Annotated in this window: 17 protein-coding genes; 16 read left to right on the forward strand and 1 reads right to left on the reverse strand. The window is 50.6% G+C overall.

Annotation, left to right across the window (positions count from 1 at the left end; translation table 11 throughout):
• Positions 1-550 precede the first annotated feature (550 nt).
• From AC50Y3_RS28195 to AC50Y3_RS28245, 11 genes are all read left to right on the forward strand, one after another.
• A complete protein-coding gene (locus AC50Y3_RS28195) occupies positions 551-1,648 on the forward strand; it encodes a LacI family DNA-binding transcriptional regulator (protein ID WP_494822032.1) in 1,098 nt (365 codons plus the stop codon).
• A 309-nt stretch (positions 1,649-1,957) separates the two neighbouring features.
• Positions 1,958-4,819, forward strand: a complete 2,862-nt coding sequence (locus AC50Y3_RS28200) for a beta-galactosidase (protein ID WP_494822033.1) — start codon at positions 1,958-1,960, stop codon at positions 4,817-4,819.
• Positions 4,820-4,853: 34 nt separating this feature from the next.
• On the forward strand, positions 4,854-5,822 hold the full coding sequence (locus AC50Y3_RS28205; RefSeq protein ID WP_494822034.1) for an ABC transporter permease: 969 nt from the start codon (positions 4,854-4,856) through the stop codon (positions 5,820-5,822).
• Positions 5,823-5,833: 11 nt separating this feature from the next.
• Positions 5,834-6,739: a carbohydrate ABC transporter permease gene (locus AC50Y3_RS28210; protein WP_494822035.1), complete on the forward strand. Its 906-nt coding sequence runs from the start codon at positions 5,834-5,836 to the stop codon at positions 6,737-6,739.
• A 120-nt stretch (positions 6,740-6,859) separates the two neighbouring features.
• On the forward strand, positions 6,860-8,482 hold the full coding sequence (locus tag AC50Y3_RS28215; RefSeq protein WP_494822036.1) for a DUF3502 domain-containing protein: 1,623 nt from the start codon (positions 6,860-6,862) through the stop codon (positions 8,480-8,482).
• A 163-nt stretch (positions 8,483-8,645) separates the two neighbouring features.
• Complete coding sequence (locus tag AC50Y3_RS28220; protein ID WP_494822037.1) at positions 8,646-9,170, forward strand: sigma-70 family RNA polymerase sigma factor; 525 nt, start codon at positions 8,646-8,648, stop codon at positions 9,168-9,170.
• The gene (locus AC50Y3_RS28225) at positions 9,167-10,306 is read left to right on the forward strand and encodes a hypothetical protein (protein WP_494822038.1); all 1,140 of its coding nucleotides are present in this window, start codon (positions 9,167-9,169) and stop codon (positions 10,304-10,306) included. The genes AC50Y3_RS28220 and AC50Y3_RS28225 overlap by 4 nt, the downstream gene beginning before the upstream one ends.
• Positions 10,303-11,289, forward strand: coding sequence for an ABC transporter ATP-binding protein (locus tag AC50Y3_RS28230; protein WP_494822039.1), 987 nt, complete (start codon positions 10,303-10,305; stop codon positions 11,287-11,289). The genes AC50Y3_RS28225 and AC50Y3_RS28230 overlap by 4 nt, the downstream gene beginning before the upstream one ends.
• A complete protein-coding gene (locus AC50Y3_RS28235; protein WP_494822040.1) occupies positions 11,286-12,140 on the forward strand; it encodes an ABC transporter permease in 855 nt (284 codons plus the stop codon). Before AC50Y3_RS28230 ends, AC50Y3_RS28235 begins: the two co-directional genes overlap by 4 nt.
• Before the next feature lie 24 nt (positions 12,141-12,164).
• Positions 12,165-13,091 (forward strand): ABC transporter ATP-binding protein, encoded by a 927-nt coding sequence (locus tag AC50Y3_RS28240; protein ID WP_494822041.1) that lies wholly within the window; start codon positions 12,165-12,167, stop codon positions 13,089-13,091.
• Positions 13,084-13,809: an ABC transporter permease gene (locus tag AC50Y3_RS28245; RefSeq protein WP_494822042.1), complete on the forward strand. Its 726-nt coding sequence runs from the start codon at positions 13,084-13,086 to the stop codon at positions 13,807-13,809. Before AC50Y3_RS28240 ends, AC50Y3_RS28245 begins: the two co-directional genes overlap by 8 nt.
• Before the next feature lie 71 nt (positions 13,810-13,880).
• On the opposite strand, the gene AC50Y3_RS28250 is transcribed toward AC50Y3_RS28245, so the two are convergent.
• Positions 13,881-14,768: a helix-turn-helix transcriptional regulator gene (locus AC50Y3_RS28250; protein WP_494822043.1), complete on the reverse strand. Its 888-nt coding sequence runs from the start codon at positions 14,766-14,768 to the stop codon at positions 13,881-13,883.
• A gap of 142 nt (positions 14,769-14,910) precedes the next feature.
• On the opposite strand from AC50Y3_RS28250, the gene AC50Y3_RS28255 reads away from it, so the two are divergent.
• The 5 genes from AC50Y3_RS28255 (at position 14,911) to AC50Y3_RS28275 (ending at position 21,611) form a co-directional block, all read left to right on the forward strand.
• A complete protein-coding gene (locus AC50Y3_RS28255) occupies positions 14,911-16,470 on the forward strand; it encodes a HEAT repeat domain-containing protein (RefSeq protein ID WP_494822044.1) in 1,560 nt (519 codons plus the stop codon).
• 94 nt (positions 16,471-16,564) lie between these two features.
• Positions 16,565-17,662, forward strand: coding sequence for a mandelate racemase/muconate lactonizing enzyme family protein (locus AC50Y3_RS28260; protein WP_494822045.1), 1,098 nt, complete (start codon positions 16,565-16,567; stop codon positions 17,660-17,662).
• Between the two features lie 176 nt (positions 17,663-17,838).
• Positions 17,839-19,020 carry a SulP family inorganic anion transporter gene (locus tag AC50Y3_RS28265; protein ID WP_494822046.1) on the forward strand — a complete coding sequence of 394 codons (1,182 nt, stop codon included), beginning with the start codon at positions 17,839-17,841 and terminating at the stop codon, positions 19,018-19,020.
• A gap of 69 nt (positions 19,021-19,089) precedes the next feature.
• On the forward strand, positions 19,090-19,989 hold the full coding sequence (locus tag AC50Y3_RS28270) for an AraC family transcriptional regulator (protein ID WP_494822047.1): 900 nt from the start codon (positions 19,090-19,092) through the stop codon (positions 19,987-19,989).
• A gap of 113 nt (positions 19,990-20,102) precedes the next feature.
• Positions 20,103-21,611: an alpha-glucosidase/alpha-galactosidase gene (locus AC50Y3_RS28275; RefSeq protein ID WP_494822048.1), complete on the forward strand. Its 1,509-nt coding sequence runs from the start codon at positions 20,103-20,105 to the stop codon at positions 21,609-21,611.
• Positions 21,612-21,625: the final 14 nt, after the last annotated feature.

Genomic DNA, 21,625 nt, shown 5'->3' on the forward strand with positions numbered 1-21,625 from the left:
CAACCGAATCCAGTTGGACTCTAACATGGAATATCCATTTTAATCCAATGGCTGCATCCACCTGCTCTACATATAGCAGCAATCTACAGTAATAGTTGCAGTAGAAATAACATCCGCATTATTTCTATTTATTGTTATATCGTATTGTTCGCTTTTTGGAGATTGTGTCCAACAAATGAACGAATCTCCAAGATCCGGCTCGGACATGTAGCTGGCTTCATCAGCATGATGTATAGCAAGAATGTACCCATTCCGCGCGGTCCCAGTTGAAGTTTAACCTGACACGTCGAATTGCGGGTTCCACTCATATGTATAATTTCTACCTGAAAAATTTGTATAGCGATCCCAATTGAAGGCTATAAAGTATAAAAAATATCAGTTATAATGAAATGGATGTTATTCAATATTATTTTCAAATATATGTATTTCATTTACTTGCATATGCACAAATTAGTAGATTGGCTTGCCCCATTTACAAGTGGGAAAAAACTCTGCTATGCTAGTGAAAAACTGTCACCTAGACAGATCTTAGCCCAAAGGGTGAGGCAAAATGAAACCGGTTACTGTTTACGACATTGCCAGAGAAGCAAACGTTTCCGTCGCAACCGTCTCACGTGTCCTGAACAACACGGCGCCTGTAAAAGCATCAACTCGCGAACGTATCTTAGGTCTCATCCAGAAACACCAGTTCCAGCCTAACGCGCTTGCTCGCAGCCTGATCAAGAAGGAAACCGGCATGATCGGCATTATTTTGCCTGACATTACGAATCCGTTCTTTCCGGAAGTGCTGGCAGGTCTTGAGCAGGAAGCAAGAAATAACGGCTATACGTTCTTCCTCTGCGACACCGGCTCCTCCAACCAGGACATCAAAGCACAGTATCAGCGGGAATCCCAGTACTTGAATATCCTCATGGAGAAACAGGTTGACGGCATCATTATGATTGGCGGCCGGATTGACCTTGCTCGTTGCAGCAAGGAGATGGCGAAGGAAGTAGCGGAAGTGAATAAGCGTCTCCCGGTCGTGCTGATTAACGGGAATTTGCCAGGGGCAAAATTCCACCGCGTGATCATCGACGAAATTGCCGGCGGCATGCTTGCGACTGAGCATCTGATTGGGCTTGGTCACACGGATATTGCCTTTATCGGCGGATACAAACAGATGTCCAATACGGTGCAGCGCTTGGAAGGCTACACGAAAGCCATGCAGGAGGCTGGATTGCCCATTCGCGAGGATTGGATTATTACCGGCGGTTTCACCGTTGAGGCGGGCAAAGTGTTCATGAACGAGCTGCTTAGCGCGGAAGATGGAAAACGACCGACGGCTATTGTTTGCGCGAATGATCTATCTGCAATCGGTGCAATCAAATCAGCCGTTAAGCACGGTTTGCGTGTTCCCGAAGATATGTCGATCATTGGCTTCGACGATATTCCGCTTGCGGCTAACGTTATTCCGGAGCTGACTACGATTTCGCTCAAGTGTTTGGAGCTTGGCCGTACGGCTGCTCATATTCTCCATCAGCTCATCGGGAAGAACAGCATTGATACGCTGACCGTCCTTCAACCTGAGCTCGTTGTACGTGAAAGCACGGCACCTTTGCGGGCAGGGATCAGCATTAGCGCGGCCGGTAACGCATCGTCGCAGGGGTAAAAAATCTTTCAAAAAAATAGTATTGACAGCGCTATCATTTTGAATGTACACTTCAAATCAAGATGACCCTCTAGCAAGGGTTTAATTTTAACCCAGGTATGAAATGGGTTTCATAAAACCCACACAATCGTATAATCCCGGCATGATGCAAACGCATGAAGTCACCCGAAATACACTTACAAACGGTATCTGTGATGTTGTTCAAACTTCGCTCAAACCCGCAACGTTAAAGTGTATTTTTATTTTAACAGCGAATGAAATGGGTTTCATAAAAAAGGGTCATTGGTCACCTCAGGGAGGATCGAACGCATGAATATGGACATGAAAACGAGTTCCGCTTTGCAGCTTTCGTCTTCCGCATTGCGCATCGGCGGTCAAGCCGAAATTATCCTGTGCGCATCACTCTTCTACTTCCGCAATCCTCGGGCTCATTGGCGCGAACGTTTGGAACAGGTGAAGGCCTTCGGGTACAACGCCATCGATGTTTACTTCCCTTGGAACTTTCACGAGCTGGAAGAAGGCAGCTGGGATTTCACCGGCGAGCGAGATGTAGAAACATTCCTGCAGATGGCCGCTGAAGTTGGTCTCTGGGTAGTAGCAAGACCTGGGCCGTACATTTGCTCCGAATGGGATGGAGGCGCACTTCCCGCTTATCTGTTCGCTAAACCGGATATCATCATCCGAAGCACAGACAGCACTTATATGCAGGCCGTAGAGAAATGGTTTGATCGCATTCTCCCGCTTCTGGCCAAGTATGAACAACAGCGAGGCGGCTCCATCATCTGCGTGCAGCTTGAGAACGAGCTCGACTTCTACGACTGTCCTGATCCGAAAGGGTACATAACCGCCCTTCGAGACATGGCAGTAAGCCATGGCATACAGGTTCCGTTAATTGCTTGTGCAGGACAGGGCGGACTTTTCGAGGCTTCGGGCCTTGTAGAGGGCGTCGCGCCAACTTGCAACTTTTATCCGAACGACAAAGACCCCGAGTTTGAATACAAAGTAACCGCTTATGAACAAAGACTCTCTCAGCAAAACCTACCGCTGCTCGTCACGGAGACGAACAGATCACATTTCCTGCTTCGCCGCTTGTTATCTTGCGGAGCGAAGCTGCTCGGTCCTTACCTTCAAGTTTCCGGAACAAACTTCGGCTTCACCAACGGTACGAACAACTGGGGAAACCCGCTGGCACTGATGACATCCGATTATGACTTCTACGGGATGATTTCGCCGGAAGGCCACATTCGCGAGGAAGCGTACGAAGGTCGCTTGATGCGCCGCGTACTTACCGCTTACGGCAGCTCACTTGCTGAAGCGCAATCTGCTCCTGCAGCGGACATTGTAACAGCTAGACGATTCGTCGATTCAGCTGATGCAGCAGCACCGGGGACACTGGTCCAGAGACAGCTGCGTCTCGCGCAAGGCGGTCATCTCCTGTTTGTAGCCAATGTAGGCGAACAAGAGGAAGTCGTACAGCTTGAACTGCAAGGCGCTGATGGAGGAGGCTTAATTCCACAAGCTTCGAAGCTTCATACCGTTCCGGCAAGATGCGAGATGCTGCCGATCGGGGTTCCGATGAGCGGCTGGGGAGTCGAAGGCGTCCTGCGTTATTCAACGGCAGAACTGGCGGATGTATACCGCGAGGCCGGGAAGACGGTCATCGTGTTCCACAGTGAATACGAAGGTGAAATCGCGCTGAACTTGAAGCAGCCCGCAGCTCGCATCCAAGAGAATGGCATTGCAGCATCGGCGCACGATGAAGAAGGCAATTATCTGTTCGTCTTCCAAGCAAAAGCCGGAACGATTGCTTCTTGCAGCTTAGAGCTGGCGGACGGCACGGAGCTTGAGCTGATCGGTTTGGCAAGAAAAGATGCATTGCTCATGAATGTCATCCAAGCCGGTGGAGAAATCACGATCGGCAGCCCAATTACTTATGATCTTTCGCCTCGCGAAACGAGTGTAAATTGGTCCTTGAAAGAAGTAACGCCGCAAGCAAGTATGTCGGCGATTGCAGCGGTATCACTACCAGCAGCGGATTTCCTGGAGCATAGCGGCATTTACCGCGGTTATGCTTGGTACGAAGCTGAGAGCGGCGTTGATGAAGCTGAACAAGCTGTGCAAGGAATTCTCGTTCAGAATGGCAGCGACATGATCTCGCTCTACTCAGGAGAGAGCTACTTGGGAACGATTACGCCGGGCGGAGGCAGCCGATTTATCCGCAGCAACAGCAGCAATGTCGGCGGCGCAGGAAGCAAACTGACGGCTCGCGCAGAAATTTGGGGACATACCAACTTCGATGATCCTCGTTTGCCGGCACTAAGCCTGGATTCGATGAAGGGATTAACCGGACTTGTCTCCGTTACAGGTGTGAAGCCATTGTTGCATTGGCGCATGCTGCGGGTGAAAACGCGCACGCTGCAGCCGGAAGTACTGGAACGTGATTATGACGATCAAGCTTGGGCGATTTGCAGCTTTGGCGGCTGGCTCTCACCGGATCATCCATCCAGTGAATATTACCGCAAAACCTTCAAGGCGGCAGCGCATGCAGATACATGGACACTGCACTTCCAAGGCATTCAAGCATTGGCACAGGTATTCGTGAACGGTGCATCCGTCGGTACGGTACACCCGTTTGATCCTTATCTCAATATCTCAGCGCATGTACAGCCGGGCGAAGAGGTGCAAGTCACCGTGTTCCTGGAACGCGTACTTGGATTAGGAGCCGGAGAGGTATTCGTCTACGAAGGAAACGCCGCTCGCAACTGGCAGCTGTCTGCTGCAGATGAAGCCGGATTGCTCGCACATGCGGAAGTCTCCGAGCAGGACGCATCGACTGTCACGCTTCCGGTCACAATGGAAGCGGGAAGCGTGTCTTGGCTGTACGGGACTTTGCCGGAAGCTAGCCGTGCTAATGGCTGGCGGGTGTATGTGAAAGGCAGCGGGATGAAGGCAACGGTTTATTTTGGCGGCGTAATTGTAGGGCGGTTATGGACAGCGAGCGGCAAGTCGAGACCATCGATGAGCGGGGGCAGTCAGGATTCCTTCTTCCTCCCAGGGCCTTGGTTCGCAGAAGGAGAGAATAAGCTGCTCATTCTGCTGGAAGCGGTTGAAGCCGGATCGACATCGCAGCTCGAGAGCTTAACCTTTGTACCTACCGGCGTGCAGCTATAATGAATTTGAATTTGTTTAGAGGGGGGAGATTAGGATGAAAACGATCGCGCAGCCGGCAATAGCAGTGAAGTCGAATTCCCAAACACTGCAAACGCGCAGAAAGAGGCTATGGAACAATCGTACGCTCATTCTGATGTGTGTGCCCGCAATTCTGTTCTTCGCAATATTTGCTTATCTGCCAATGCCGGGCTTGTACCTCGCCTTCATTAGATACAACTATACGGACGGTATTTTCAAAAGCGCATTTATCGGGATGGATAACTTCCGGTTCCTCGTGATGACAGGCGATCTGTGGCGATTGACCACCAATACGATTTTGTACAATCTGGCCTTCATCATACTAGGCAATTTCCTGCAAATCTTCATCGCCATTCTGCTGAATGAGCTGCGCAAGAAATGGTTCAAGAAGGTATCGCAAACGATTATGTTCCTGCCATTCTTCATCTCATTCGTTATTATTGGCCTCATTGCCTACAACATCCTAAGCTACGATTACGGGATGCTGAACAGCATCTTGAGATCCGTAGGCGCGGATCCGGTCAAAACCTACTCCAATCCGCATGTTTGGCCGTTCATCATCATCATCACTTACCTCTGGCAGTCGACCGGATATGGGTCCATCGTTTATTTCGCCGCTATCATGGGGCTGGATTCCGAAATCGTGGAAGCGTCCGAAATTGACGGGGCCAATGCACTGCAGCGTATTCGCTACATCGTATTGCCGTGGCTCAAGCCAACCTTTATCATTTTGCTGCTGTTCTCGCTTGGCGGCGTGCTTCGAGGGAACTTCGGCTTGTTCTACAACCTTGTCGGCGCGAATAATACTTCGCTCTATGCGACAACGGATATTATCGAAACGTATGTATTCCGCTCCCTGATGAACAATTTCAACTTCTCCATGGGCAGCGCAGTAAGCTTGTATCAGTCGGTATTCGGTTTCGTCGTCGTCCTCACAGCGAATTGGCTCGTGAAGAAGACATCGCCGGATAACTCATTGTTCTAGGAGGGACTCGCATGGAAGTGGTCCAAAAGCGCATTCGGACGGATGGGACGTCCTTAATGGTTCGAGGTTTCGGTTATGTATTCATCGGCTTGTTCGCGCTCTGCTGCCTGGTCCCGTTTCTTGTCGTACTGGGAACTTCGTTTACGAATGAAGCTTCCATAGCGAAACATGGCTTTAATATATGGCCTCGGGAATTTACTTTGTTTGCTTACAAAATCGTCTTCGAGAATCCGGACCTGATCATCGGTTCCTATGCCGTGACGATTGGTCTTACGATCGTGGGTACCATTGCAGGATTGTTCTTGGTTGCGATGACCGGATATGCGCTTCAGCGGCCGGATTTCGAGCAGCGGAATTCCATTTCGTTCTTCATCTATTTCACAACGCTGTTCTCCGGCGGTCTCGTTCCTTTCTATCTGCTCATCAAACAATACTTAAGCTTAGGTGATAATTACCTAGCCGTCTTGCTGCCGGGATTAATGAGTCCGTTCCTCATCATTATGATGAAGAGCTTCACGAGGTCGATCCCGCATGCGATTACGGAATCCGCTAAGATTGATGGTGCAGGCGATTTTACAATCTTCATGCGACTCATTCTGCCGATGACAACACCGGCGCTCGCTACGATCGGTTTGTTTATCGCACTGGGTTTTTGGAACGAGTGGTATAACGCGATGCTGTTCCTGTCACCGGATATGAAATATCGTCCGCTGCAGTTGTTCCTCTATAACGTCATTACAAGCGCCGACTTCATTCGAAACTCATCTGCCTCTTCGAACGTTCCGCTGCGGGATATGCCGCTGGAATCGATGAAGATGGCGACAGCGGTCGTCGCAACTGGTCCGGTTATCCTGTTCTACCCGTTCGTGCAGCGCTATTTCATTCAAGGGATTACAGTTGGAGCAGTAAAGGGGTAACAGGTAACGGGTATGTGAGGGAATGTTTAACGTCCCTCTTGCCATAGCCGCTCGAAAGCGCTTACGTGACGTGAGAGCGGAGCAAATCCAGTTTTATCAAAAATAGGGAGGCTACAAAGAATGGGAAACTTGAAGCGGGTATCCACCATCGTACTCATGCTCATCCTAGTTTTCAGTATCGCGGCTTGCGGCAACAACAGTAATAACAACACGAAAACCAGTAACACGAGCGATACCGGTAATTCCTCTAGTGATACCTCCGGCAACGCATCAACCAATGACAGCGCAGATGTAAGCAAGATTGATACCAGCGAATTCGAGACCATTTCGTATGTCGTGCTCGGCGATAAACCGAAGAACGGCCAACTTGACAAAGTAATGGAAAAAGTAAATGCGATCATGAAAGAAAAAATCAATGCGAAGCTCGAGTTTAAATGGGTGGAGTGGGCAGACTGGCAAACCAAATACAACCTGCTGCTTGCTTCCGGCGAACCGATTGACTTAATCACAATCGGTACGGACTGGCTCGATACATGGGGTAATGCACAACGCGGAGCGTTCCTCCCGCTGAACGATTTGCTGGAGAAATATGCACCGCAAACCTTCTCTGAAATTCCGCAAGAGGATTGGGATCAAAGTAAACTGAAGGATGACATCATCCTAATTCCGGAAGATCACTACACGCAATGGGTTAACCATGGTATGTTCTACCGCGGCGACTGGGCCAAAGAATTCGGTATCACAGAGCCGATTAAAGACTTCGAAACACTCGGCAAGTACTTCCAAGGCGTGAAAGACAAGAAAGAGGGCGTTGTCCCTTACGATGTAAACGGCGGCACAAGCACGTTCTATAACGGTTTTGCTACAACATACACAGATAATATTGAGCTGCCGATTTCCACCGGTTATGCGAACGTTTACTATGCGAAATCCTACGACGATCGCTACACAGTTGACAGCCCGATCTTCAACGATGATTTCATTACATTCGCAGGCATGATGAAAGACTGGGCAGATAAAGGCTACTGGCGTGAAGATGTTCTTAACTATAAAGGGGATACTCGTGCAGCGCTCAAGGCTGGTCTGAGCGGCGCTGATTCCCACCATACGAATACGTACAAAGGTCTTCGCGTTGAAATGGATAAACAGCAACCGGGCTCCGAGCTGCAAATGTTCTCGTACTCCGATACGCGCAATAACTTGATCTCCATGCCAATTACGCATGGCGGTACGTCGGTTGGCGCACACAGCAAACACCCAGAGCGTGCGCTGATGGCGTATGAGCTTATCCGTCAAGACAAAGAAGTATACCAACTGATCAACTACGGTCTTGAAGGCGTACAATATGAAATCAAAGACGGCAGTCGCGTTCGTCCAGCTGCTTACGACGATGCAAGAGACGGCTTCTACACCGACTTCTGGGGCGGCCGCGTCGACAAATTCGAAATTCCTTCCGACACAGATTGGAGCGGTATTGGCGACGTTTACAAGAAATACGATGCCATTAAAAAACCATTCCCTTACGGCAAATTCGTATTTGACAAAGCAAGCGTAGATCCTGAGATGACTGCGATCTCCCAAGTAATCGGCGAGCAGCTTCCGGCGATTCTGTTCGGTAAAGCAGGCGACCCTGCTGCTGCAGTTAACGCACTTCGCGACAAACTGAAAGCTGCCGGCTATGACAAAGTGAAAGACGAAATCCAAAAACAACTGGATGCTTACAAAACACTAATTGAAGGTTAATGCTTAACGAGAATCAGCCGGCAGAGTTCGCTCTGCCCGGCTGATTTTTTTTTCGTTCTCAGCCGTGTTAAGACAGCATGGAAGTACGGTTGTTAGCTTTTTTTATAGGGTGTGCTATATTTGGGCTAATTGCGTCGTCTTAACAGATGAAGGAGGCGAATACATGGTAAACCACAATAGACCGGAACGGTTTCAAGCGTTGTTCCGAGAACATTATCCCGCCGTGCTGCGGAAAATTATTTCTCTAATCGGAGATCGCGCAGCAGCGGAGGATTTGACCCAGGAAGTGTTCCTGCGTCTTTACCGAAATCCACCGGAAGATCTTGACCGCACCGGAGCATGGCTGCACCGGGTGTTAACCCGTATCGTATATGATCATTACCGCAAGACCGGCAGACAACAGAATCTGACGGAGAAACAAATGAACGAAGCGTTAACGGAGGAGCAGAACCACCCTTCTAATGATGCGGCTGTTATTCAGAACTGGGAACGCGACGTCGTCCGAAATGTGCTGAATAAATTATCCGAGCGGGACCGACAGGCGCTGCTGCTCAAAGAAAAAGGCTACACGCATGCTGAAATTGCAGAGGCGCTGCAGGTGAATCCCAAGATTGTCGGGACGCTGCTCATGCGCGCTGCCAGTCGGTTTAAGAAGAATATGAGTGCCGAGGAGGTTATGGAGCAATGAAAAATAAGCGATTGGGTCATACAGATGCGCAAGAGCTCAGCATTAGCGATGCTGAAATCGAGAACGCGCTCGACCGGTTGTTTGAGGTAGTAAAGGACGAAGAGGTACCTGCGGTCTGGATGCAGGAAGCGCAGGAAACTAAACCGGCGGCGCAAGCCGAACAACAGCCTAGCGAGCAGCAGCCGATTGAGGAGATTGCCCTGGTGTCGGAACAGCAGCCGCAAACACCTCTGCGTTTGGCTGCTATTAATGAAGGAACACGGAAGAAGAAGCCGCTTTGGCTGAAGAAAAGATGGATCTCCGGCGCTACAGCCGCGGTGCTCGCGAGCATGCTGCTGTTCACTTCTTGGGGGCAAGGCGTGATGGCGGCAATGCTCAGCACATTCCGCGTCCAGCACTTTGAAACCATTGAGATCAGCCAATCCGATTTGAATGCTTTCCAGAGAGCGCTGCAGGACGGAACAGTCGGCTCGCGGGAGCTGGATTTGAATCGGTATGGTGACATTCAGCAGCAAGGCGGCGGTCAGCAGCGCGAGGTTGATCAGGCAGAAGCAGCCAAGTTGGCGGGGAGTCATTCGCTGAAGCAGCTCTCCGGTGAGGGAGATATCGTCATGAGATATATGCCGGAGCAGCAGATCACCTTCAATTTGCATCCCAAGGAGATCAATAAACTGCTCGCCATGTTCGGCGGAAAAACCGAATTCCCGGACTCCGTCGAGAACTCCCCAATCGTGCTCAAGATGCCGGGTACTTTTATGACGAAACAGGTCACACAGGAGGGGCAGACGTCCAAACAGCTGATTCAGATGCCGGCACCATCCCTTGAGGTATCCGATGATATCGATGTGGAGCAAATTCGGCAGGCTGTGCTTGATTTGCCTGTCATTCCAGAAGACATGCGTGCGAAGCTGGCTGGTATCGGAGATTGGCGTCATACGCTTCCGATCCCGTCGACCTCTACAGACAACATCCATACGACAAAGGTGGATGGCAATGATGCGATTGTATCGGCATCGGTCAACGGGCGTTCAATCATTTGGCTGCAAAATGACTGGGTTTATCAGTTGAGCGGCTCGATGCAAGAGTATCCAACGGAAGAGGCCATTTTGGATGAAGCAAGAGGAATTATGAAATGACCATATTGCAAACGAATGGGCTAACTAAGACTTATGCATCCGGTGCGGGCTGTACCGATATTTCCCTGGAAATAGAGCGGGGACAAATATTCGGCCTGCTTGGGCCAAACGGAGCAGGTAAGAGCACTTTTGTGAAGATGGTTGTCGGCTTGCTGCGTCCGGATTCCGGAAGCGGAACCCTCTTCGGCATGCCGATCGGCCATCCGGAGTCGAGGCGCAAGGTTGGTTATTTGCCTGAGCTGTTTCGCTTCCAAGAGTGGTTAACGGGAGAGGAAGTGCTGCGTTATCATGCCGGTTTAAGCGGCATTTCTCGCTCGGAGTCGAAGACGGTCGATTTTACGGCACGTATCAAGGAAGTGCTGCGCATCAGCGGTCTCCATGAGCGCGGTTTGAATCGTGTGCGGCACTACTCGAAGGGGATGCAGCAGCGACTCGGCATTGCATGCGCGCTGTTATTGGACCCGGAATTGATTATTTTGGATGAGCCTTCGTCGGCACTTGATCCGATTGGACGTTATGAGGTTCGAGTGCTGCTGGAGCGGCTTCGTTCGGAAGGAAAGACCGTGTTCCTGAATACGCATTTACTTGAAGATGTCGAAGCCGTGTGTGATGAGGTAGCTTTCCTTCATCATGGGAAGCTGCGTGCAGTTGGGCCGATGCGGGAGCTTCTGCGGAGCGGTTTGAGCTGGCGGATTACCGTTTCCGGCTGGCTGCCGGAGCTTCAGCAGGTACTCACGGAACAACTGCTGCCAGGGATGTCCTTCGCAATTGCGAAGCAAGAAAACGATGGTAGTGCTGTGCTTCAAGTGACTGCAAGGGGCCATGAGCAGATTGGCTACATGAATCGTTTGTTGATGGAAGAAGGCGTAACCGTCTATGAGATCCGTCCTGTTCAAGAGAAGCTGGAGGATTGGTTTCTCGCGATGTCGGGAGAGAATCGAGGCAGCGGCACTGGCACCGGTGAAGGAGGCGCACGTTTATGATATGGGTCTCTTATGCGGGTAAGGAACTGTTTCGCAAGAAAATATGGATGGTCAGCTTTGTGCTTACCGCGCTGTTTGTCGGTTTGTTCTGTTATGGGTTATCCCAGATCGCAGCGCATACCCAAGGGGAGCTCGTTCCGGCACAGGCGTTAATGAACGGGTTGTCGTTTCTTACGCTTGGACTGATCTTCTCGCAGATGATTATTGCGTTCCTCGTCTTGTTCTCCACGATGGGGGTCATCTCGGGGGAAGTGGAAAGCGGATTAATGCTGGCCGTCTTAGCACGTCCTATTCCGAGGTGGAAGGTGTATCTCGGCAGATATGCAGGCATTGCAAGCTGGCTTGTTGCGTACAGCGCTATTTTGTTTGTAGCCATATTGCTTCCTGTTCATTATTGGCTCGACTATCCGCTTGATCTGCCCTCTGTCGTGAAAGCACTGTTGTTCTTCATCTGGGCGCCTCTTCTGCTGCTTGCGGTTACATTGATCGGCTCGATTTATTTACCGATGCTCGGTAATGGGGTAGCATGCGCGATGCTGTATGGCTTAGCTTTGTTCAGCGGCTTCGCTGAGAACTTGTATGCCATCGGAGGCACCGGCGGCAACGAAACGGCCAGCCAGCTGTCGCTGTTTATCTCGCTGCTTATGCCTTCCAACGCGATGCTGCGGCGAGTGACCTATGAGCTGTTCAACGGGCTGGATCTACCGGTGACCACGGATATGATCCAGTCGCTCGGACCCTTCTCTGCCATCAATGTGCCGAGTGCAGCTTTTATCGGATATAGCGTCATTTATTTAATCGTCTTGCTCGGACTGGGCTGTGCGGCTTTCCGGCGCAAGGACATTGCTTAAACAATAAAAGGAGTGTTACTTGAAATGAATCAGCCAATCCTGCAGGTCCGCGGACTCTGCAAACATTATAAAGGGGTTAAAGCCGTGAACGGCATTGATATGACGTTAATGCCCGGCGATATCTACGGCTTCCTCGGACAGAACGGGGCTGGTAAAACGACGGCGATCCGTATGATGATGGGACTCATTCAGCCGACGGCGGGATCTGTAGAGCTGCTTGGGGAGCGAATCGGGAAGGGCCGTAATGCTGTACTCCGCAAAGTAGGCTCTGTTATTGAATATCCTGGCTTTTATCCAAACTTAACGGCGATTCAGAACCTGGACATTCATCGCAAAATGATGGGGGTTCGCGGACAAGATACGATGGAGGACGCGCTCCGTACAACAGGCTTATGGGAAGCCAGAAACCGCAGGGCGGCAGACTTCTCCTTGGGTATGAAGCAGCGTCTGGGCATTGCGAGAGCGATTCTTCACAGCCCGGAGATGCTCATTCTGGATGAACCGACCAATGGACTTGATCCGATGGGAATCAAGGAAATTCGGTTGTTGATCCAGGAGCTCGCGCAGAAGCGGAAAATTACGATTCTCGTCTCCAGCCATATTCTAAGCGAGGTGGAGCAGCTGGCGACGAAAGTCGGCATCATCCATCGCGGCGTCATGTTGGAGGAAACGACGATGCATGCTCTTAAGGAGCGCAATCGCCACTATATTAGTCTGCAGGTGGATCAACAGGCAAAATCAAGGGAGCTGTTAGTTTCGGAGATGGGCATTCGCGATTGCCGAGTCGATGAGGACGGCTGGCTGCGTGTTTATGATGAAGGATTGATGCCGGGCGAGATGAATCGGTTGCTCGTGAAGGAAGGCATTCTCGTGAATAGCCTTTCCGCCATGAAGGATTCGCTTGAAGACTACTTCGTGCGACTTGTGGAAGGAGGTACGGCCCGTGCTTAATCTCATTGCCTGTGAATGGTTCAAATGGCGTAATTCCCGCATGCTTTGGCTGATTTTGCTTGGCGCGCTGCTTCCCGGGGCTCTTGTGTTCTTCATTCAATTGAACAACTCGGAATCCTTTGATTGGGCGCAATTGTTTGATTATAATTTGGTGATTTTGACGATGCTGATGTGCCCGGCCTTATTTGCTTTATTAGCTGGTTATTTATTCGCAAGGGAGTTCCAAGAGCGCACCGTGAATAATCTATTGACTGGGCCTCATTCGCGCAATCAAGTGCTTGCTGCGAAATTTATCATTGCCATTCCGGTGCTGTTGTCAGTAATCCTGTTAGCTTTCTTGATTACTTTCGGTACAGGCTTCTTGTTTACAAGCGAAATGCCTACTTTAGCTGTATTTGGTAAAGTAGCCGGGAAATATGGACTGCTCTTCATCTTGCAATACGCCCTAGTGCCAATTGCGGCAGCAGTAGCTCTTATGTGGCGCAGTTATATTCCGGCGATGGGCCTTGGCGTGTTTGCCGTCGTTTCGGAGCTCACCATCATGCAGTCCAGATTCATTATGTATTATCCGTGGAGCGTACCGCTTAATCTGGTTACCAACATGTCGCCTGCTCATAACACGGCTTCAATCGGAGTGACGACGATGCTGATCGCCTTCTTCGTTCCGCTTCTCTTCATTGGCTTGTATTTCCGTAGAGCGGATGTGCACAGCGGCTAGGTTCGGATGGATTAAAATGTGATTGTTATACCCTTAAGCCTGGCAGTGACTACACTGCCAGGCTTTTTGTTTTAGAGTGGAATTTTGTTTGAAGTCTCGTATTCGCGATAAGCCTGGGGAGACATGCCGGCGTATTTGCTGAACATTCGGGAGAAGTAGTGAACGGAATTGAAATGGTATTTGTCCGCGATCTGCATAACGCTCAAATTGGAGGAGCGCAGATCTTCCCTAGCTCTGTTGATGCGGAATTGATTGATGTACTGAATCGGTGATAAACCCGTTGTTTTCTTGAACAGCTCGAAGAAATAACCGCGGCTTACGCCAAGCGACTCCGAATAGTTGTCCAAATCAATTTCATGGCCATTGATTAAATCCACCTCAATGCGTTCGAGCAGTCTGCCGACCCGAGGGTCTGGGATGTGCCTCTCTTGAAGCGAGTAGGTTAAGAAATGATTAATAAATATGGCAAAATGGCTTTGGGCAGCCATGCTCCGCAGAAAGGTTCGCTCCGTCGTATGCTCGCTTGATATAAAGCTTCTCTGCAGCAGGTCAGTCCAGTTGAGCAGTGAAGTACTGATCGTAGAGATTTCGGGCAACGGGTATGGGAATGCTTCACCTACCAGCTCGGTTCGCAGTTGGGCGTAGTCGTAGCATAGCGGAGCGGCGTGATTCTTGAACACTTCGGTTCTGTCTACATAATACCAATCGAAATAGCAGCAAACATGCACCAGAGGGTCGGAGGCGTCAGCGATCCAATCATGCGGCTGTCCGGCCTCCATGTAGACCATCATGCCCGGCAGCGCTTCGTATTGCTCGCCGCGCAAGCCGAAGATGCCCTTCCCTTCGGTCACGATATAGATGGAGCTTGAATAAACATAACGGTTATAGCTGGTCTGTCCGCGATAGAAGGCATATTTGGTCGCGTAATAGACATAGGGATGGAACTTGGAAAAATCCATGGCAGCAATCTCCTTTAACGCGTTTGGTTAAAAACTACCTGACTATTGTGCAACTGGATGACTGTATGCTAAATACAAAATCCACCTTCTCGTTTACATTAAATATAACACATTAACTGACGAATGAAGGGGCTGCATCTTAGTGCTTAATGAAATGAATTTGCTAAGCGACGAGCAGATGATCTCATTTATAACCAATGGATTCGTTGTTTTACACAATGAATTGCCGTCTGAACTGCATCAAAGTGTCATGAAACAAATTGATTATGTCCTGCAAAATGAAGGCAACCCGGGCAATAATATTTTGCCGCGTGTGCCAGATATCCAGCGCTTCTTCGATACGCCGACGGTTAAAGGTGCACTGACAAGCGTCCTCGGACCTGACTATTATATGCATCCCCACCGGCACATGCATTACAACCAACCGGGAAATCAAGCACCGGGCGGAGGGCAGTGGCATAAGGACGGCTTCTGGTCTTCGATGCGCAGTCATCGTCCATGGTGGGTAATGATGTTCTACTACACGCAGGACATTACCGAAGAGATGGGACCAACGGCGATTATGCCGGGTTCCCAGTACAACGAGAAGCTTCCGGGTGAAGGGCTGGTTTTACCTACAGGCAAAGCGGGAACGATTGCCTTAGTCCATTTTGATATCTGGCATAAAGCATCGCTGAACACTTCGAATCTCGATCGTTACATGCTGAAATTCCAATTCGTTCGTCTGCGGGAGCCGGTATCGCCGAGCTGGAATCATAAGAATGCTTCGCCGGTGTTTCCGGTCGAAGCACCGGCAGCGCATCTTAACTTGTGGCATGATGCATGGAACTGGCTCAGAGGAGAGAAGACCTTTAAGCCTGTCATCACCGGTAACGAAGACGAGGTACAGGGTCTGATTGAAATGCTGGCGAGCGAAGATGCGATTAGTCGCGGACGTGCTGCCGACAAACTGGGCCTAATGGGCGAAGCGGCCGCAGTTGCAGCGCCGAAGCTTGCAGCGCTGATTCACGATACCACTGAAGATGTGGCTTTGAACGCAGCCTATGCGCTGGGTCATATCGGATCGGGTAGCATGCAGCAATTGATCAGCATACTTAAGGATGGATCCAAATTAACGGTGCAGCGTGCAGCTTATGGACTTCAAGCAGCAGGGGCTGCGGCTGTGCCGAGTCTGATCGAAGTGCTTGAGCATGCAGAGGAGAACAGCAGAGCGCATGCCGCTTTTGTACTCGGCATGATCGGAATAGAGGCTGAATCTGCAGTACCGGCATTAATAGCTGCACTCACGGACTCCAGCGAATGGGTTCGCCGTAACGCTGTAGAAGCGCTTGGGATGATTGGCGGTGCGGTTGAACTAACAATTCCAGCACTCGTTCGTGTACTGGAGGAAGCGGTCGAGCAGGAGCAATCGGAGAATGAGGCTGCAGGCAGCAATGGCTCATATGTCTACAACCAGGAATATATCAAGAACAAAATCGGCTATACGGCAGCACTGTCCTTACTTCGCATCGGGAAGTTCGGTGATCCGGATCTAGTCGTATCCGGTTTGCAGTCAGGATTGCTTAGTTCGGACCGCTATACACGCGCATATGCCTTCGAGGCGCTGACAGCCATTCGAACGGAGAAAGCCGTCGATGTGCTCATTTCTCAATATCGCGCGGCACGCTGGTGTCCGGATACGCACAAAGCAAGCACGTTTTAAGGGACCTATATTCTAATATTCGTCGCCACTGGGGGAGTGAGGGGCTTGTCTCCTTACCCTTTCAGAGTCGGCCAAACAACCGGAGGGAATAACTGTGAAAATTGTTAGCGCGCAAAGCTTTATCCTTCATGTACCGATCACGCCACCAATTACCGATGCAATCAACGTGGCGACTCATTGGGGCGTGACGGGCATCAAAATTCAAACGGATGAGGGCATTACGGGGTACGGTTACACGGGAACGACAGCGAAGGGTGACGAGATGATTGCGGACACGATCGATCGCTACTATGCTCCTGTGCTGATCGGTAAGGATCCGACGATGATCAAACAGATCTGGGACGAGCTGCGTTTTGGACCGATGCACTGGATCGGCCGGGCTGGTATTACGCATATGGCGCTGGCTGCCGTTGATATCGCGCTATGGGATATCGTATCCAAAGCAGCGAATCTGCCGCTCTGGAAGTATCTCGGCGGTCATAAGCCGGAGAAAATCAAAGCCTACAATACGAACGGCGGCTGGCTCAACTGGAGCAAGGAACGTCTGCTTTCGGATATTGCCGGCATTGTGGATCAAGGATTCACGGCTGTGAAAATGAAGGTTGGCAAACCGGATCCGCGTGAGGACTTTGATCGTGTGCAAGCGGTACGCAAAGCAATTGGCGATGATATCGGCTTGATGATCGATGTGAATCAGCAGTGGAACATTACAACGGCGATGACGTGGGGCAAGAAGCTGGAGCAGTTTGATCTGATGTGGCTGGAAGAGCCGCTCAATCCGGACGATGTGGCCGGGCACCGCAAATTGGCGGATGAATTGAATGTGCCGATTGCACTCGGCGAACATGTTTACAATAAATATGCGTTCCGTGACTACATCCACCAAGGCGCGGTTGAATACGTTCAAGTCGATGTGACACGTGTAGCAGGCATTACGGAATGGCTGCAGGTTGCCGGCCTCGCAGCAGCATATGATTTGCCGATTTGCCCGCATGTTGGGGATATGGGCCAAATCCATCAGCATTTGGTCGCTTCCACGCAAAATGCGATTATGCTGGAGTACATCCCGTGGATTCGTCATATTTTTGAAGAACCGGCTACTGTCGTTGACGGTTTCTACACGCTCCCTCAGCAGCCAGGTGCTTCGACGACGATTCTCCCTCGCTATTTTGACGAATATCGTATTCGCTAATTACAATCTAGTCCGTAAGCTGTGCCTTTCTTCTAAAGGGGCCAGTTTGCGGGCTTTTTTTCATATATGGAAACGCTCAAAAAAGAACGTTGACCGTCCGTGGAATCGGGGGTTATGCTAACCGATAGAATAGCGAAATTTCGGTATCTATTACTATAGGTAGAGGTGAACGGTTCGTGATTGGAACTTGGCGTGACCAATGGACATCGGATGTCAGACTCAATGTGCTTGCCGGCATGACGGCGACACTTGCTTTAATACCCGACTCCTTGGCGTTTTCGTTTATGGCTGGAGTGCCGCCCCAAGTAGGGATTTACGCGACGATTTGTATTTTGCTAGTCATTACGTTCCTGGGTGGCAGGCCCGGCATGATTTCGGCGGCAGCCGGCTCCATGTCAGTATTGATGCTGACGCTGGTGAAGGAGCATGGGATTGCTTACTTGTTCGCCGCGACGGTCTTGACCGGTGTTATTCAATATGTAATGGGTGTCTTCAAGCTTGGCAAAGTGATGCGTTTCGTACCGCAGCCGGTGTTAACGGGCTTTGTAAACGCTCTTGCGATACTGATTTTCCTCTCCCAGCTGCGTTACTTGGTGGATGCGTCTTTCATGATGTACGTGTTGATTGCAGCAGCACTTCTCATTATTTATATTCTCCCACGATATTTCAAAGCGGTGCCGTCGCCGCTTGTTGCCGTGGCCTTGCTGACAATCCTAGTATGGGCGCTTGGCATCAGCGACGTCACTCGAATCGGCGATATTGCAGCCATCGATGCTTCGCTGCCTTCATTCTTACTGCCGGGTATTCCATTTACGTGGGAAACGTTCTTCATTATATTGCCTTACTCGCTGTCTCTGGCCGTTGTCGGTTTCACCGAAACGATGCTGACGCAGAACCTGTTGGATGAGATGACGGGCGAAACGACGGACAAGAACCGAGAGATGCGAGGCCAAGGGATTGCGAATTTCATCGCGGGGTTCTTCGGCGGCATGGCGGGCTGCGCGCTTGTTGCGGAGTCTGTTCTTAATGTGAAGATGGGGGGCCGGAATCGACTCTCGATGCTCGTTGCGGCGTTATTCCTCTTACTGCTCGTTGTCGTGCTTGGCGATCTGCTCGCTCTTATTCCGATGGCAGCCCTTATTGGCATTATGCTGATGGTGTGTATTGCGATATTCGACTGGAAATCGGTATTCAAAATGCGTTCGGTCCCAGCCAGCGAAACGATCGTCATGGTCGTTACTGTGGCTTCGGTTGTCGTGACCCATGACCTTGCGATTGGAGTGATCGTCGGCGTTATTCTCAGCTACTTGATCGTCCAGCTGCAGAAGTCACTGAGGCGCGGTTCGCTTGAACGATAAGCTAATAAGCTGTCTATATGTAGCTGGGAGTCTACCCACTAATCGATGAACATGGAGGCGGATGTTTGTATGCGATCTTACAGCCTATACGATCCTCATTGGAGAGAAAGCGGAGATTTCCGCCCAAACATCGTGGCTTACTATTATAAGCAGTGGCTCGACTACGATATGGACTTTCATGCTCACGATGCCATCGAGATTATGTATGTCATTTCCGGTACATGTACGGTGGAGACGATGAATGATGTGTTCCAGATGCGCAAAGGCGATCTGATCTTACTGGATGCCCGCGTATCGCATAAGCTTATCGTACCGAAAGAAAGTCCGTGCCGGATGCTCAATGTCGAGTTTATATTCACGGAATGCGAGGGCATATACCCGTCCATGATGCAGCTTGCTCAAGGACATGAAGCGCTGGCGGAGCTGCTTGACCGCAAGGTTAGTACCATCGTGCTGCGGGATCCCAATGAAATTCATCATACGCTCAAGAGTATCGTCATGGAGATGGATACCGGCGGAGCGCAGCGCCGGAGTATGACGCATTTGCTGCTTGCGCAGCTGCTCGTTCGTGTGGCACGGCTCGCGGCAGATGAAGCGAAGGATGTGGCTCAGGGGCAGCATCACCGCTATGTAAGGAAGGCAACGGAATACATCCATCAGCATTATGATTGCGATATCCAGGCGAAGGATGTTGCTGCCGCTGTAAGCTTGCACCCGGTCTATTTGCAGCGGATTTTCAAGGCGAATATGAATGTGACGATCACGGAATACCTGGCCGAGCTGCGCGTGGAGAAAGCTAAGATGCTGCTTGCGCGCTCCGATGTGCCGATCATCGATATTGCCGATTATATCGGCTTGAACAGCCGGCAGTATTTCAGCATGCTGTTTAAGAAAGTGACCGGAATGTCTCCTGCGGCTTATCGAAAATCCATCGAAACGATGCAAGGCTTCGATAAGCAGTTGCAATAGTTGACATGCTTGGCGCAATCCGGTTGGATTTGTGGAAACGCATTCTTGGAGCTCCTGCTAGAATGAGGGTAATGAACGTGTATCCTATTCCATTAACCTCAGGAGGGTTTAGCATGTCTTTTAAAGTTACGTTTATCGGAGCGGGCAGTATCGGATTTACGAGAGGATTGCTGCGTGATTTGCTTGCGGTGCCCGAGTTTCGCGACATCGAGCTTGCGTTTACGGACATTAATGCGCACAATCTGGACATGGTGACACAGCTGTGCCAACGAGACATTATCGAGAATGGGCTTCATATCCAAATTCATTCGACGACCGACCGCCGAGAAGCATTAAAGGATGCCAAATACGTACTTACCGTCGTCCGGATCGGCGGCTTGGAAGCCTTCCAGCATGATGTCGACATCCCGCTAAAATATGGCGTAGACCAATGTGTTGGCGATACGCTCTGTGCAGGCGGAATCATGTACGGCCAGCGCGGGATTGCCGCGATGCTAGACATCTGTAAAGACATCCGCGAGGTAGCCAGACCGGATGTGCTGCTGCTCAACTATGCCAATCCGATGGCGATGCTGACATGGGCCTGCAACAAATACGGCGGCGTGCGTACAATTGGACTTTGCCACGGCGTTCAAGGCGGTCATCATCAAATTGCGACTGCGTTTGGGCTGAAGAAGCAAGAAGTCGATATTATTTGCGCAGGCATTAATCATCAGACTTGGTATATATCCGTTAAGCATAACGGTGTTGATAAGACAGGCGAAGTGCTTGAGGCATTCGAGAACCATCCGGAGTATCAGAAGACGGAGAAGGTGCGCATCGATATGCTGCGCAGATTCGGCTACTATTCAACGGAATCGAACGGACATCTCAGCGAGTATGTGCCATGGTACCGCAAACGCGCGGATGAGATTCAGGATTGGATCGATATGGGCGTATGGATCAATGGGGAAACCGGCGGCTATTTGCGCGTATGTACGGAAGGGCGGAACTGGTTCGAGACGGACTTCCCGAACTGGATGAAAGGCGATCCTTACGTATACAGCCCGGAGAAACGTTCGGAAGAGCACGGCTCCTACATTATTGAAGGGTTGGAAACAGGCAGGTTGTACCGCGGTCACTTCAACGTCGTGAACAACGGCGTGATTGCGAACCTGCCGAATGATGCCATCATTGAAGCGCCGGGTTATGTCGATGCGAATGGCATTAACATGCCGGTCGTCGGTGACCTGCCACTTGGCTGCGCGGCCGTGTGCAACGTGAGTATTTCCGTACAACGGCTCGCAGTGGAAGCTGCCGTTCATGGGGATGATAAGCTGCTCCGCCAAGCGATGATGATGGATCCGCTTGTAGGTGCTGTCTGTAATCCGAAGGAAATTTGGCAAATGGTCGATGAAATGCTTGTCGCGCAAGCCAAATGGCTGCCGCAGTACAGTGCGTCTATCGAGCAAGCGAAGGAGCGGCTCGCTGCAGGCAATCTCATTCCGACACGCGAGGATTACAAAGGTGCGGCCCGTCTCAAAACCAAGTCAATCGAAGAGATGCTGGAAGATCGCGAAGCGGCGACCCGCAATGCGGGCGAAGCGGACAAAGCGAAGGAACGTCCTGCTGCAGCACACTAAATAAGAAGAAAAGG

The organism is Paenibacillus sp. J22R98 (genome assembly GCF_059383835.1).

Bases quoted from the DNA above. Each gene is read 5' to 3' on its own strand.
- AC50Y3_RS28270 (WP_494822047.1), top strand. From the start codon at position 19,090: ATGCGATCTTACAGCCTATACGATCCTCATTGGAGAGAAAGCGGAGAT.
- AC50Y3_RS28225 (WP_494822038.1), top strand. From the start codon at position 9,167: ATGAAAAATAAGCGATTGGGTCATACAGATGCGCAAGAGCTCAGCATT.
- AC50Y3_RS28215 (WP_494822036.1), top strand. From the start codon at position 6,860: ATGGGAAACTTGAAGCGGGTATCCACCATCGTACTCATGCTCATCCTA.
- AC50Y3_RS28200 (WP_494822033.1), top strand. From the start codon at position 1,958: ATGAATATGGACATGAAAACGAGTTCCGCTTTGCAGCTTTCGTCTTCC.
- AC50Y3_RS28210 (WP_494822035.1), top strand. From the start codon at position 5,834: ATGGAAGTGGTCCAAAAGCGCATTCGGACGGATGGGACGTCCTTAATG.
- AC50Y3_RS28230 (WP_494822039.1), top strand. From the start codon at position 10,303: ATGACCATATTGCAAACGAATGGGCTAACTAAGACTTATGCATCCGGT.
- AC50Y3_RS28235 (WP_494822040.1), top strand. From the start codon at position 11,286: ATGATATGGGTCTCTTATGCGGGTAAGGAACTGTTTCGCAAGAAAATA.
- AC50Y3_RS28205 (WP_494822034.1), top strand. From the start codon at position 4,854: ATGAAAACGATCGCGCAGCCGGCAATAGCAGTGAAGTCGAATTCCCAA.
- AC50Y3_RS28195 (WP_494822032.1), top strand. From the start codon at position 551: ATGAAACCGGTTACTGTTTACGACATTGCCAGAGAAGCAAACGTTTCC.
- AC50Y3_RS28275 (WP_494822048.1), top strand. From the start codon at position 20,103: ATGTCTTTTAAAGTTACGTTTATCGGAGCGGGCAGTATCGGATTTACG.
- AC50Y3_RS28220 (WP_494822037.1), top strand. From the start codon at position 8,646: ATGGTAAACCACAATAGACCGGAACGGTTTCAAGCGTTGTTCCGAGAA.
- AC50Y3_RS28250 (WP_494822043.1), bottom strand. From the start codon at position 14,768: ATGGATTTTTCCAAGTTCCATCCCTATGTCTATTACGCGACCAAATAT.
- AC50Y3_RS28240 (WP_494822041.1), top strand. From the start codon at position 12,165: ATGAATCAGCCAATCCTGCAGGTCCGCGGACTCTGCAAACATTATAAA.